The following is a 14563-nucleotide window of genomic DNA, read 5'->3' as shown; positions in this document are numbered from 1 at the left end:
GATCAGCAACGCGGATCTTTTGGCAAGACCAAGGCGGACAATTGAAGCCTCAAACCGGGTGGTATCAGGCGACCCGAGGCGAAATAAGATACTCTCCATCGTCAGTTGTTGCGATAAGATCACTTTGAGCGGCAAGCGACAGCAACGTACCGAGACGATCTTCCGTGACTGTTGGCTGCCAAGGCGATGACACGAGTGCCGTCAGGCCCGTCTCTTCGATAGAAAGGCGCAGGCGTTGGTTGCGTCCATCGAAGCGGTTCACTGCTGTCGAAAAGTGCTGGCTGATGACCATGGCTTCCACAATGTATTCGAAGGCTTCCGCCGCGGTGACATCGCCAAGACCGGTCAATCTGTTTCGCAGTACACTGAGAGATAAGCGCGGCGCAGTGCCGAGTTGAACCATGTTCGATGGAGCGTTTTCTGCACCCGCAAATGCGGCGCAGAGCAGAAGTCCGAAGAAGCATGGTGCGGCAAACTCCGGATCACGCTGGCGAAATTTTTCGGTGATCTCGGCCATGACCGAGAAGGGATCAGGGAGGGCATTTGTGTTGACTGAGGCAATGAATTCTTCGACAGAACGAGACTTCGCGTCCAGTTCCTGGATCTGATTTTCGAGGGTTTGATCCTCGCCGAGACCGTAATCGGCTGGCGTCCAAGACGTTTTGAAACGCGCAGCCATCGCAGACGGATCAACGAGATCGTAGCGAAGTATCTGGTCTTCGCACCAGCTGAGCAGGCTTTCCAAGGAAAGTCGTTGAAGCTGGCGCATTTGCAGCGCCACCCATTTTCGGCGGCATTCTTCCAGCGAGTTTGGGACGACATAAGTCGATCCGTCAGAATGAACGGAGAAACACATGCCGCGTCTGATCTCTGGGATGCTCTGCGCCGCGCCAACTTGCTGTAAGTGATGGCGTGCCAGCGCAAAGGTGGTGCTGCGCTTGCCCAGAAGCGTATCGGTCGAGCCGATGGCTTCTTCAGACGTCAAGGCGTCTGAGAAGATAGCCATTTCTTCATGCTCGACGGTCTCGGGAGACCAGAGCGACCATAAGGCGATGGCATCACTCTCTCTTGCTTCGACGGGATCGAGCGTTGCCAGCAAGCTGCTATATCTCTCGCTATCCTCGCGAAGCTTTTTGTCGAGTGCTTTTGCCAAAGCGACGCCTGCGCTTGATACTCTGAAGAAGCCGCCCCGCCCTGGAACAGGAGATAGAAATCCGAGCCCCGTCACGGTTTTAGATGCAGGCCCGTACCACAGCGCGGCGATCAAGCTCGTACTGCTTTGCACGCGGCCCCACGCGTCAAAGGTCAGAGGTTTCACGCCATCCTTGTCCGGCGGCGGCGTAGCCGAAACTCCTGGAATGCGCTCGGATGTTTCATGGAGGCTCGCGCCCCATGTAAAGAGAACCTCCATGCGTTCACGAAAAAATTTGAGATCGTCGCTGTTCGCTTCTTTGATCCCATCCTCTTTACAGAGATCATGAAACTTCCAGTAAATCCAAGACAGAAGCGAGAAGGGCCGAATATAGGAGGTGACGTTGTTGATGGACGGGATCATCTCTCCCATCATGTCGAGATTGGCTTGGCGCAGACCCAGAAAATCGACACCGCTATTCTCTCGGTCGAGCGGAGGAAGGAAGAAAGGCTTCTGCGGGACTTCTATATTCATGGCTCAATATCCAACGAAAACTTCTTGCACTGGATACAATGACCAATTCGTTGACTTTGAAACTGATTGAGTTCCTGGATGGGGTAGGCGCACCAGCAATGGCTGCAACCCGTGTAATTCGGGATTGCGCGTTTGATCTGCTTGTTCCAATTCGGTTTAATCAGTTTTGCGTGGAGAGATTGGCCAAGCGGTGTGCCAAATATTTCCCAGTCGCTCGGAATATCGTCCCCGCGCTCCGCAAGACGAAGCGCGTCTTCAAGCTGTCTGCGACGCGTTCTCGTGCTCAAAATAGATTTTAAGGCCGCTTCCAGTGCGTCTTCGTCAAGTTCGGGGAGGAGCGTAGACGCAAAGCCCGTTTTCGGGTCATGTACCAGACTCTCAAGTGCATTCGGTTCATCGACGATACCGGAGCAAAATCGTTCTAATGCATCATGTAAGGCGACCAACTGAGTGGTCTCTGAATAAGGATCGGCAAAGGCGGCAAGGATTGCGGCAGAGGTAAAGATATGCTGTGTCAACGCAGATAGATTGTCTTCACCTGCAAGACCGCGCTTTGTTGCATTTACAAACCATCGACCCAAGAATTCGCGCGCACTATCCAAGTCATCCAGGCGATGCAGGCGCATCCACATGCCGACTTCAAGCTGGATCACGAGCAGACCCTTGAGCGCGTCAGGGCGATCTTCTGCGTCCTTGATCATCTGATCGAGCGAACGTTCAAAATCTTTTAGCCCAAGTCTATAGGCATCATCGTCGTTGGATCTTTGGCGCTCGTCATTCTCTTCGTCTTCAGCGACGACGGCATCTGCGTTGTCGGCGCGCGATAATGCAATCTTGCGCCCATGACCGAGCAACATTCGTCGGAGGCGCAACATCGCAGTTTCAAAGTGATCCTGGCCCGCGCTGCCCGCGGGGTTTTTGAACCCCTCAATATTGTCTAAGTCCGGCATTGGGGCGAGATCATCAATAAGCACGCTGACAGTTTGTTCGTCCGTATCTTTTGGCGCGTCTTCGCCGTCGTCACTTGCCACCGGAAGATTGAAGATGCGCAAATGCTTGTCAGCTTGGACGCTAAGATAATCCAGCAACGCCTGGATATCATCATCCGTGCCATCTCGGCGCATGAGGCGGCTCAATGCACCAGCGGTCAGTCGTCGCCGCGACCCAATACTGAGCAAAAGGTCATTGTGAACCCAGCCACGGGCTTCGCGGTCATCTCGTTTTAGAGCGATTTGAAGTGCGGGCAGCTCAGCAAAGCCATCGAGATTCTCATTGAAGACTTCGAATGAGCCATTGTCCTTGACGGTCACATCTCCTGCAACCGATGCGCCATCCGCTTGGGTCAGTCGGTACGTCCATGAACCTTCAGTCTCTTGCAGACTGAGAAGTGAGCCCTTCAAGATCCGTGTGTCGCGCTGATCGAATCGAGCGAAAACGATCTCTGATGATCCGAGACCGGAGGGCATTTGGGTATCAGCGTCAAAGCTCGGGGCGTCGCTTTCCGTCCAGTCCAGAAAGGAGATTCGCTCGTTCATCAGCCGAAGCACGCCGAGTTCGACATTGTCCGTTGTGGTCAAGGCCTTTCGTGTGGCGTTCACGCTGCCTGTCAACAGCACCGTCCCGTCCGCTGTCGTCAGTTCAATCCATTTTGCGTGAACGAATTTTTGACCTGAAAGAACGGGCGCTTTCGGTGTGACGGGTTTTTTCCAAGAGGCGGCATCGGCAAACGGGAAAGGGCTTCCCTGGGGGGACGTGACGGCGACTGTTGTTTTTTGCGCGTCTGTTCTCTCAGCCAGATTTTGAACGGCAAAACCATTTGGGTCGAAATAGGGCGAGATGATTTTCAACTCTTCGCACGCGCCGCGTATGCTCACCGCGTCCACAAGCTGATCGGAGATCGGTGCCTCTAGAGGGTGCAGGAGTCTGATCGGTGGGGTTGAACTATCATCTGTGCCGCGCCGCGATGCTTGCTCTGCACGCGCGGCAAACTCATCGATCCAGCCCGTCAGTCCAGTTTGAATATCTGAGCGGGTGCCCAAACCCAGAAGAAAGTCCGCATAGTCCTGGAATGCGGTGGCATGGTTTTCAGGCGTCAGGGCTTCGAAGACTTCGGCATTCCGCCCGTGTCCTCCAAACGTCAGATTGCCGCTTCCGACAAGAAGCACATCCTGTTCGGGCGATGACAGGTAAATACATTTCGGATGAAAAACTCCGTTCGGCAGACCGACAGGAACCAGTCTGTATTCCTGCCCGACACGCATTGATCGCCGTTCAAGCAGAGATGCACGATATCCTTGGGCGTCTGCCACCAGCCAAATATCGTCGCATCCCGCTTGTATCAGCGGGCGGAGAACTTCGGATTCAAAGTAGCTGAGGCTGAGAGCATAGGTTGTGAACAGGGCGTGTTTCCACTGACCTGCCTCAAGGAAATCTCGGATCGTTGGGGGTACGCTTTCTGTCACGTCGATCTTGTTCACGCGCACCTCATTCCAGGCTCAGAGGTGACGCACATTCGAGATAGCGGCAGAAACCATTGGCGAGCTGCATCTGTCTTGGGGTTTTGCACTCCGCTTCGAAGATGTCAGGGGAGGCGATTAGGATCGCGACGCATTGGGCGCGTGAGATCGCAACATTGAAACGGTTGGCGCTGTAGAGGAATTCCATGCCGCGCGGGGCATCGGCATGGCTGGATGTTGCCATGGAGTAGATGGCGATGGGGGCTTCCTGGCCTTGAAATTTGTCCACCGTTCCGACCCGTGCGTTGGGCAGGCGCTGCTGAATCTCAAACACTTGTGCGTTGTATGGTGTGATTATGACGATGTCGTCCAAGGTGAGGGGCTGTTCTTCGCCGTCGCGGTTGATCCAACTGGGTGTGCCCACAAGGATGTTGTTGACCAGTTGTGCCGTGGCGTCGGCTTCTTCGAGTGAGAAGCTTTTATTGCCCGTGTGCTGGACGGGGAGGTAGCGCAAGCCGCTGCCATTGATTAGAGCGTCTTGGTCCTCCGAGATGATCCGTTGCAGCGCGCAGCTCTCCTTGGCATGGAGCTTGTCGTCATAGAAAAGCTCTGAATTAAAGGCGCAGATTTCAGGGTACAGACGCCATGTCTGTTCGAGGAAAAGTCCGCGATCTGCGCTGATCGTATGCTCATCGCCCAGGATATGCTGGAGAGATGAGGCGTCTGTTCCATCGGGATGAGAGCCTTGGCTTGGCTGATCGAGTTGCTGCGGATCGCCGAGCAGGATCAGAGTAGGTGCAGCTTGAGAAACCGCTACGACATTGGCGAGTGACATCTGAGCAGCTTCATCGACAACCAGAACATCAAGTGTGTCTTGGGCGTCTTCGCGCGCCCAAAGGAAGCTAGTTCCTCCTGCAACTTGGCAGGCGCCGGAGCTTAAGCAGTCGAAGACGGCTCCATTGTCCTTGGTGAAGATCAATCGGTCTTCATCATCGGCATTCACTGACAGCTTTTGCAGGCAGGTTAGATCAATGCCCATCTCATGCGAGGCTTTGACGACACCGTCAATGAGGTTGCGAATGACCTTGTGCGAATTCGCTGTGATCCCAACCTTGAGGCCGCGTTCTACAAGGCAGCAGATCATCCGTGCGCCAGTGAATGTCTTTCCCGTTCCGGGCGGCCCTTGGATCGGAAGCACTCCACCATCGATAGCATTCGCGATACGTAGTGCCGCCTCGAGCGTGTCCTCACCGTCCTGCCTGATCGGCTGAACACCAATGCGGGGCCGCTCGCGAAGAAGTAGCGTGCGAGCGGCGAGATACGGCCCATCACCCTCGATACCATTTTTGGCGACATACTCCGCTATCCGGAAGATCGCACTGGCTTGTTCTTTCCCGGGAAAGTTATCGAAAGCGTAGACAGCTTCAGGGTGCAGCTCTGCCGTCTTCTTCGACTTCTTGATGTCCACCGTTCGCGCATCGGCATTGATCTCGACAATGCTACCGAAGGATTCACCGCCAGCAGAGCGGAGTTTTTCTCCACCGCGCAAATCGGTATCCTGCTGCACGAACCGATACCTATCTGTCGGGATACCTGTCTTGGTGTGATCGACGGTGTCAACATAGGTCAAAAAAGCGAGCGCGGGGCGTTCATCAAGGAGCTCTTCTGCGGTGAGTTCTTTCAGGCGGAAGAACTCCCACCATGACGATTTTTCTTCCCGCCAATGCCATTCTAGGAGATAGGCGAGCAGCCACCGCGCCTGTTGTTCCGGAGTGCGCTCCTCAATATCGACAGGAACATCGGACGTCAGGCGCTCGATCAGATCGAGGATCGCGAGCTGGCGCTCGCTGAGTTCTTCTTGTTCTTGATCGTCTTTGAGCGGAGGGCGCGGTACTTCGATGCCCTGATCGATCAGGCTTTGTCGTTGCTCTTCAAGCCAATTTTGGAGGGCAGCGGTGGAGGCGCAGTCATCGAGATTATAGCCTTGCACGGTGGCTTTATGCTCGTCGCTGATGGACTCGATGTCGCCGAGCTCCAATCCGGCTTGCAAGCTCTTAAGAGCAAGGTTGGCTTCGGAAAGCTCAGTTGATCTTACAAAGCCGTAGATCGGTTCAAGTTTCTTGATTGAGTAGCTTTCCACGCCTGCACGCACAGCATTCCGAACAACAGAAAGCAGATCGACGAAGAGTTCTGCGCGCAAGAATTTATCGATTTCATTCTCACGGCTGGCATAGCGCCCCATCAAGCGCTTGAGCGCAGCGGTCTCATAGGGTGCAAAATGATAGATATGGAGGTCGGGATAGGTTTTGCGACGTTCGACGACGAAATCAACGAAACGCTCGAAGATGGCTTTCTCTCTGTCTCGGTCAAAAGCCCAGTCAGCCGTATATTCCCAGTTCCCGTCCGCATCTCGGTATGTGTAGCCGAACAGATATTCGATGCCATGTTCACCGACGAATGCATCGCTCTCAATATCAAAGAAGATGTCGCCTTCAGACGGCTCCGGGAGGATGCACAGGCCTGTTTCTGGTATGACGGGCAGAAGTTCGAATTTGAGCTCGCCAGCATTCCGGGACTCGATCTGGATGCGCGCTTGCTCTCGAATTTTCTCAAATGACTGAGCCGATCCGCGCTGAGGTTTCCACGGGAGGGGCGAGGGCATCGCTGCGAGGGCAGAGGCGGTAGTTATTCCATTCTCCTGAAGCTCGGTTGTTTGGTTCTTGCTTATGTTGGCAACAAGGCACAGATGATCGTCTTCGCGGCGCTTGGCTTCGCAGCGTTCGCGCCATCGACAGATATCGCAATGCTCTTTTGGTGCGGGGTAGTGCGCTGGAGGCGCATCATTCAACGTCGCTTCTTCGATGGCTGATTTCGCCTTCCGAAAATAGGCCGCATAGTCAACGTATCGGAATTGTTGCGGTTCAAAGTTCGACCACGGCGCAACGACATAGATAAATTCAGGGGCAACGCCCTGCGCCTGATCAAGAAGATCGGCGTAGAGGCATAGCTGAAGAACGGAACCTGCCTTGGTCTCGCGGGCGAGCTTGGTGTCGATGACCTCATAGGACCACGCCCCAAGATCACTGGGTTCTTCGACACGGCGGAGGATGTCGGCGCGGCCTGACCAGCGTTTGTCGCGTAGCGCAGCCTGGATGACTACATCCGCACCTTGTGCCATCGCATCATTGGTTTGGGCGACGGCGTCGTCGGTGATGTCTACGCCATCGATTGTTACACTGGAGAGGCCCTGATCGGATAAATGCTGCACGAATTCCTGTTCGTGGCGGTGTCCGCGCTCACGTAGTATCTCCAGAAGTGGGTCCCAAACTTTGGGCTTTTGAAGAGTGCCGGAAGCAACATTCAGATCGAGCTCGGTGAGATGATTGCAATTCAAATGACCGACAAGATCAGAGGCACTTAACTGTATGACATCAAATTTCTTTTTCATTGAAGAATAATATCAATACTCAAAAAACTGGTCCAATGAATCCTGACCTGATGAGCGCATTCCTTTGGGTTGGGCGGTTTTGAACCGAGTCTGTCGCCTTAGCAGTTCGCCGTCCAACCCTAGTGCGGGCCAGGTCTGGCCGTTGGGCTTACAACTTTTCATCTGATGTTTTTCAGAGCTTACGCCCTCTTCGTATCAATAGTCCGCTTTGTCCGCTGACTGAGAGCCCACAGCGTTTCAAGTTTTGCAACTATAGGCCGAAAATCCCTATTCCAACCGCTTTGCTCTTTCAGCTACCCGCTGAACCATAGAAATAGTCGCACCGCCTGCCTGGCGTATCCCAGCCCCTGCAATCTCTCCATTTGATCGGGTCCCAAACCGTGCCCGCGCCCGTGACCCTTTGGTGCCAATCAAGCCCTTTGCGAACCCGCCGGGATCGGGAATGCTCGGCGGTCCGGCCATCATGAAGTTGCCTGAGATTGAGCGCACGATCAACGGGGTCGCGATGATCATGCCTCCTGCGAGGAACATCATCATGAAGAAAGGCACCAGTGCGCCGATGTTGCTCGCACCGGAGGGATCACCGAGTTCGGTCATGAGCGAGCGTGACATGCCGACAACGGTGGAAAACACGCCCGCGATCACGAGGGGATAGAGCGCGTAGGACACAGTGCTGGACAGCCAGCGGTGTAAATAGTCCTTGCTGACGTCGAACAGCGACAGCGCGATCATGATTGGGGCGATGCCGATCATGAACGCCAGCATGATCTTCGCGAAAATCAGGACAAGCCCGCAGAGCGCACCGATCACACCTAACAGGAACGCGCCGATTGCTCCGATCAGGGCTCCGGCCATCCAGTGCATGTTGTCACCGGCCGCGTTCAGATAGTCGCCAAATTCCTCGATGAGATCGTCAAAAGCCCCGGCAAAGTAGGACGCGCCCGCACCGCCGCCGCCAAGACCCGCCACCATGCCGCCCGCAAGTTGGTCGAGCCCGTTGATGAGAGCGCTGGCCACAGCGTTGAATTGGACCCAGTTCATGGCAAACACCGAGATGAGCATGAGTTTGAGCGCGAACCAGAAGGCGGTCCGCCCGTCCATGGATTTGTACTGAAACACCATGTTGAGGAAGACGCCGATCACGGCGAGCGTTGATGCCACGGCAATGACGCCGCCAAGCTGACCCGCGACGTTGCCAAAGGTGGTTTGAGCCGCGTCTTCCAGAAAGCTGTCGGTTGTTTCTACCATCCAGGTGACGACGCCCATCGGATCTTCCTCGGTCTGCTTTAGGCGCTCGCGCTGGTGCGACGTTTCATGAAGGCCTTCAGAATATGTTCGCCGTCGAAATCCGGTACCACTGAGACCAGCTCCCAGCCATCCTGACCAAGGGCCGTCAGCTGCGCTTCGATCTTCGGAGGCTTTGTCTTGGCGGTGTTGATCTGTTCAATCTTGTATTCAAACATGGGCTGTTTCCTTTGAATGGGCCGGATCGGTCGGCAGGTAGAATTCAGTGATGCCGCGCGCGCCTTCATGGCGACCGGCCTGGACGATCACATCGATTGAGCGGGTGATGTAGTCGTTCATGTCCTGGTAGGTCATGGGCACGTCGGTTTTCAGGGCTGCCATGGCGAGGCGCTGCACGGCCAGCTGAGGTGTTTCAGCGTGCAGGGTAGTAAGTGAGCCACCATGGCCGGTGTTGATGGCCTCAAGGAAGGTCATGGCCTCTTTGCCGCGTACTTCACCCAAGACGATACGGTCCGGCCGCATGCGCAGTGTGGAGGTCAGCAGGACGTCAGCGCTGCGCATGGCTTCGTCGCGGTCAGACATCAGCGTGACCACATTGGGTTGCGTCGGACGCAATTCGGCGGCCTCTTCGATTGTGATGATGCGCTCGTCGGCTGGCACAAAGGAGAGGATCTTGCGCGCCGTGACGGTCTTGCCGGTCGAGGTCCCGCCGGACACGATCATGTTGAGCTTGTGGGTGACGCAGAACTTGATCGCGGCGTCGATATCGCCGGTGGCCACGACATCCCGCAGCTCGGCATTGCGCTTGCGTCTTGCACCCTCGTTGCTGCGTTCTTTGCCGAACAAGTAAGACAGCTTGATCTGGTCCAATGGCAGGTCCGCAAAGAACCGCAGCGAAATCGCGTAGCCGCCATCGACAGCGGGGGGCTGGATGACCTGCGCTCGGATTGGGCGGTCGCGGTAGGCGATGCTGACCGAGACGATAGGCTTGGTCCGGCTAAGCGTGGTGTTCGCGGCGGACGCAATCTGATTACCCAAGTCCTTGATCTCGTTCTGCGAGAGCTGTCGACTGACGCGCCGCATAAAGTGATCCCCCTGAAACTCGGCCCACAGCGTGCCGTCAGGGTTGATGCAAAGCTCGATCAGCTTGGGGTCACGCGCCTCGGGGATCTTGTCCATCGAGCTTTGCAGATAGCTGGCCGCCATGGTCAAAAAATCTCCAGATCGCGGTCGACCATCACGGTGACGCGGGCACCTTGATCGACATAGATCACGGGCGAGACGGAGAGATATTCGCCAATCACGCTTTGCGCGCTGTCCTGAAGGTCTTCGCCAATGCTCTCGAGCACATCAGAGGTGATCTCATCTTCGGTGTTTTGGGCGGCCACGGCGGGCAAGGCTCCGATCAGCGATATTAGGGCGGCTGACCCGAACCGTGTGCCAAAGCGGCTGTCGACAAAGCCGGTTGTGCCGGAGCGGCCCAGTTCGTCGCCACCGAAGGCGCTGATTTCGACGGTCTGGTTGCTGGGCAGAATGATCCTGTCCCATGCGATCGTCACGCGTTGCTGTGCGATGTCGAGGCCAGACTGATAGCGTCCGATAAGGCGCGCGCCGCGCGGGATCAGGATCCGCGAGCCGTCATAGGCGTGGACATCTTCAGACACCATCGCGCGGACCTGACCGGCGAGCGAGCTGTCGATCGCTGTCTCAAGCACGGCCTGGATCATCGTGCCCTGAACGACCGTGTTTGACGGGTTCACGATCAACTGGGCCTGCGTCACCTCAGCGGGTTCAGCGCCATTGCGGACAAACTCTGTGTCGCCATCAAGCCGCCGCTGCTGCGCGGCGGTTTCATTGTTGCCGCCTCCGGTGCCGCCAAAGGCGATGATCGGGCTGGCGATACGGGCTTGGAGTTCCTCAAGTTCTGCTTGCCGCCGCCGCTCGAGCTCCTGAAGGCGCAGTTCTTCGGCCGTGGGGCCGGTTGGTGCGGGCGTGCGCGGCGTTTCCAGGCGTGCAAGCTCTAGATCGTTCTGCAGTCGCTGGATTTGTCGGGCACGTTCTTCCAACTCTTCGCGCAAAGCGGCTTGCGTTGCTGCCGCCTCGCTTCGCAGGGCATCGATCTCCGCGCCCAAGGTATCCAATGCCTCGAGGTCGACGGTTGGGGCTTCAGGCGCAGGTGCGTCGCGCAGGGCTTCGAGCTCGCTCCGCATTGCATCCATTTGCGCGCGTAGCTCGTCTGTTTCGCTGTCTGGTTCCGGCTCCGGCGGCGGGATTGTGTCAATCGGTGCAGGCGTGGGCTCAAGCGCACCAAAGCCCGGACCTGCCGCTTGGAATTCATCCGGTGACGCTGTTTGCAGGCTATCGGGTTCAGAGCTGTCAGAGAACAACAGCAAAAGACCACCAAGGGCCGCGATTGCCCCAATGCCCAGGGCGATGGCAACAAAAGATGGCCGCGCTTTTAGGTTTTGTGGTTTACCTTCAAGCGCTTCGAGGCGCTTCTTAAGCTCAGCTGTTTCACTCATCTTGATTTGCCTCGCTCATCTCTTGGACGCAGATCTCGTCCTCCCCAAGCCGGAGAACCCATCGATCGCTAACACCTGAAACACGGATCACGCCGTCTGGTCGCGCGAGCGCATTCACGCTCCGCTCATTGCCAGCAGACCAGCGAAAGATCGCAGGCAACGGCGCATTCGCAGCAAAGCGGAAGTAGGTGAAGGTCCCGTCGTCCCAAATCTCGCGGGGGGTGATCTCGGATCGCGCGCTGACGCCATAGGCGTGGTTTGCAGGTTGGCTTGCGGCCACTCGGGATTGCTGCGGAGCGGACTCAGGATAGCTGAAGCGGATGACATAGAAGGTCGGCGAGCTCGCCTCGGTGACGTTGAAATAGTAACTGCGCCGATTGGTGTAGACGGTGATGTTGGTATGCGCTCCGCGCGAAACCGGCTTGATCGCAAAGGCCTGACCGCCGGGCACGCCATCCAAGAGGAACCCTTCAGTGTCGCCAGCAATGATCGAGCGGATGGTCTCGCCTTGGCCGAATTCAATGCTGGTCACGTGGGTTAAGCTAGTGCGGATCCGGTAGACCTGCCCATCCTGATAGGTGGCCAGTCGGACGCGTGCATCATAGGGGCCTTGGCGCGGCTGCGTTTCGGCATAGGCGGTGCCAGCAAGCGGCACGAGGAAGGCGAGAGTCAGGAACAGGCGACGCATTGGTTACTCCAGACGATCCGAGCGGATCGCATATTCGGTGACGGTGAAGCCGAAAGGGTTCTGCCAGACATCGTCGATCGACCGGCTATTCTCGGGCCGAAACTCAAATATCAGCGTTGCGGTGAAGAGCCCGTTTTGCGTGCCGCGCGGCGAGTTCAGCCGCTTACGAAGGCGCACTTGGGCACGATTGGCGCTGATATGGGTGATCGACAGAACCTCGACATCGAGCCGCGCGTCTGTGCCGTAGCTGTCGGGCGGATAGGCTTCGTGGCCGCTGGTCCATAATGCACGCAGCCCTGCAGCTGCCGCGCCGTCCGACTGGTCCAGGACCCGCCGCACGCGCACGTCATTGTCGAGCTGATTGTATGTCTCTCGATCAATGACATAGCGGTAGACCTGTGCCTCAATGATAGCGGGGCGTTCCGTGAGTGAGACCGCTTCAACCATGGCATTCGGGAGGGCCATGCCGGTTTCGCTATCAAAGGGCACGATCATGGGCGGCGGGTCCACGTCGAACAGGGCGACGAGGGCAGCGGCGAGGCAACCTGCCATGCCAAACGCCATGCCTGCCAGCCCCAGCTTCTGCCACAAGAGCTCGCGTCGTCGTGCGCCGTAGACGAGCTCTTCTTCGATGATTTCTGCCTCGCTGTTCATGGGGTCAGTCCGCGCGCAGGTCTGGCAGGGTGAAGTCCATGTAGCGGCGCTCTTCGGCCAGCGTGGCGGCATCCACCACGCCGGACTGGCCCGCGCCGACGGTCTGAATGGCCTCTAGTTCCCACATGCGCGTCATGGCAATTGCCAGCTCGGCCGTGACGCGGGTGTTGTGGTCCACGGCTTCCTTGAGCGTTTCCATGTCGGGGATCAGGGAAACCAGTTGCTCGACCCGTTCAAGAGACTGCGCAGCCTCTTCATAGCTGTTCTCAGCGGCCGCCGACATCACCGCTCCGGTACCCGCCTGGCTCGCAATGCGCTCCGCCCCAGGATTGCCGCTGCTGGCCATGTCGGACAGGCTATCTTGGTCAAAGCCTGCTTCCTCGAGAGCTTGCGTCATGCGGCCTTCCATTTGAGGGGCCGAGTTGCCGATGAGGCCGCTGAAATCGCCGCTCTGGATTTGCCGTATGGTGCCAAGAAGATCGCCGAATTCTTGATCAAGCAGCCCGTCCAAGTCGCCGCCCATGGCCATCTCGATGATGTCTGTCGCGCCGGTCAGGGCTGCGTAGGTCTCATTGAGCGTGTCCAGCTGTTGTTGCACCAGGTCGAGCTGTTCGAGAAGCGTGTCGAGCTGATCGGTCTGAATCCCGAAATCCTCCAGCATCTGCTGCAGCTGACGGATTTCCTGCGCGATGTTGCGTGTGTCGACCGTCGGCACGCCTTGAGCCGTTGCAGGAGACGCAACCAACAATGCGCAGGTGGCTACGGCAGAAAGAAAGCGGATCATCGGAATGCCTCCAGATCGAATTGCATGAAGTCTTGTTCGCGTGCCTGTGCCGCCGCCATGGCCAGCTCTGACGCGCTGAGCGGGCGGGTATGGGCGGCCTTAAGGCGCGTGCGGATGGCGATCAGGCGAGCGAGTTCGGCCCGCGCATAGGTGTTGAGAGACATTGCCGCGTGAATGTCATCTGTCTCGCCAATGCGGGTGATGATGTCCTGCACCCGAAGCGCGGCCGCTTGCACGGAGACCAAGGAGTAATCGCCATAGACCCCTGCACTGAGCGAGGCGAGGCTCATGGTGGAGTTGGCGAGTAAAACTGGATCAATGGTGCCAAGCGCGTCGACGCCGCCCACGCGGGCAAGGTAGAGATTATAACGCTCAGGTATCACCTGAACGTAGTGCTGGGTTTCGGCAAAGGGCGGCACGCCGTCGTAGCGCTGCACATTGCCGGGACCTGCATTGTAGGCGGCCAGCCCGTGAATGATGTTGCCATCAAACATGGCCAGCATCTGCGCCAGATAGCGCGCGCCGCCAGTGACCTGGATGAAGGGGTTTTCATAGTAGGCTGGATAAATCCCGAGATCCTGTGCTGTGCCGGGCATGATCTGGGTCAGGCCAAATGCACCGACTGGGGAGCGCGCTCCGATGGTGAAGCGGCTTTCTTGCCAGATCAGCGCCTGCAACAGGCAGCGCCATTGCTTGGGCGAGAGACCCGCCGCACGCACGCCGGACATATGGTGCGTTTCCTGAGCCGCGCGAATGATCAGCTGTTCTATCGAGCCGGAGGCGTCACCGAACATTTGAGCAGCGCCTGGGTTTGGGTCTACCGGGCCATAGAGCGTTTCTGCGGCGCTTTCAGGCGATGAACCAGCTTCTAGGCTTGCGACCAGTGTGCCGGAATTCCCGCTGGCCAACGTCGTGGCATCGAGGATGTCTTCCAGCGCCTGGAGTTGTTCCTGCTCGAGCGCCTCAAGCTCTTCTTCTGTGGTCAACCGATCCCGCTGCAGCGCCAGATCTTGTTCGCCCTGTTGCAGCACGCGCTCGCGCTGAAAGAACATGCCCGCATCAAAGGTCGGCACGCCTTGGGCATAGGCCATTGGCGCGGC

The 14563-nt window shown here is 57.2% G+C and carries 11 protein-coding genes; all 11 read right to left on the bottom strand.

Features of this window, described 5'->3' with window-relative positions; all coding sequences use genetic code 11:
• Window positions 1–64: 64 nt before the first annotated feature.
• The gene (locus AC2FI7_RS01920; protein ID WP_496833162.1) at window positions 65–1666 is read right to left on the bottom strand and encodes a hypothetical protein; all 1602 of its coding nucleotides are present in this window, start codon (window positions 1664–1666) and stop codon (window positions 65–67) included.
• Window positions 1663–3513: a phospholipase D family protein gene (locus AC2FI7_RS01915; protein WP_496833160.1), complete on the bottom strand. Its 1851-nt coding sequence runs from the start codon at window positions 3511–3513 to the stop codon at window positions 1663–1665. Before AC2FI7_RS01915 ends, AC2FI7_RS01920 begins: the two co-directional genes overlap by 4 nt.
• Before the next feature lie 637 nt (window positions 3514–4150).
• Window positions 4151–7570: a TM0106 family RecB-like putative nuclease gene (locus tag AC2FI7_RS01910; RefSeq protein ID WP_496833158.1), complete on the bottom strand. Its 3420-nt coding sequence runs from the start codon at window positions 7568–7570 to the stop codon at window positions 4151–4153.
• Window positions 7571–7837: 267 nt separating this feature from the next.
• Window positions 7838–8836, bottom strand: coding sequence for a TrbL/VirB6 family protein (locus tag AC2FI7_RS01905; protein ID WP_496833156.1), 999 nt, complete (start codon window positions 8834–8836; stop codon window positions 7838–7840).
• A 20-nt stretch (window positions 8837–8856) separates the two neighbouring features.
• The gene (locus tag AC2FI7_RS01900) at window positions 8857–9033 is read right to left on the bottom strand and encodes a DUF4177 domain-containing protein (RefSeq protein WP_169730823.1); all 177 of its coding nucleotides are present in this window, start codon (window positions 9031–9033) and stop codon (window positions 8857–8859) included.
• Window positions 9026–10021, bottom strand: coding sequence for an ATPase, T2SS/T4P/T4SS family (locus tag AC2FI7_RS01895; RefSeq protein ID WP_496833154.1), 996 nt, complete (start codon window positions 10019–10021; stop codon window positions 9026–9028). Before AC2FI7_RS01895 ends, AC2FI7_RS01900 begins: the two co-directional genes overlap by 8 nt.
• A gap of 2 nt (window positions 10022–10023) precedes the next feature.
• Entirely contained in the window at window positions 10024–11337 is a 1314-nt protein-coding gene (locus AC2FI7_RS01890; RefSeq protein WP_496833152.1) for a TraB/TrbI/VirB10 family type IV secretion system protein, read from the bottom strand.
• Window positions 11330–12025, bottom strand: a complete 696-nt coding sequence (locus tag AC2FI7_RS01885) for a TrbG/VirB9 family P-type conjugative transfer protein (protein WP_496833150.1) — start codon at window positions 12023–12025, stop codon at window positions 11330–11332. Before AC2FI7_RS01885 ends, AC2FI7_RS01890 begins: the two co-directional genes overlap by 8 nt.
• A gap of 3 nt (window positions 12026–12028) precedes the next feature.
• Window positions 12029–12679, bottom strand: coding sequence for a VirB8 family type IV secretion system protein (locus AC2FI7_RS01880; protein WP_496833148.1), 651 nt, complete (start codon window positions 12677–12679; stop codon window positions 12029–12031).
• Window positions 12680–12683: 4 nt separating this feature from the next.
• Complete coding sequence (locus AC2FI7_RS01875) at window positions 12684–13463, bottom strand: type IV secretion system protein (protein WP_496833146.1); 780 nt, start codon at window positions 13461–13463, stop codon at window positions 12684–12686.
• Window positions 13460–14554, bottom strand: coding sequence for a lytic transglycosylase domain-containing protein (locus AC2FI7_RS01870; protein ID WP_496833225.1), 1095 nt, complete (start codon window positions 14552–14554; stop codon window positions 13460–13462). The genes AC2FI7_RS01875 and AC2FI7_RS01870 overlap by 4 nt, the downstream gene beginning before the upstream one ends.
• Window positions 14555–14563: the final 9 nt, after the last annotated feature.

This window comes from Ruegeria sp. YTSA064, assembly GCF_059610325.1.
Note: the sequence above shows the minus strand (reverse complement) of the source record. Positions and strands in the feature narration are given on the sequence as shown.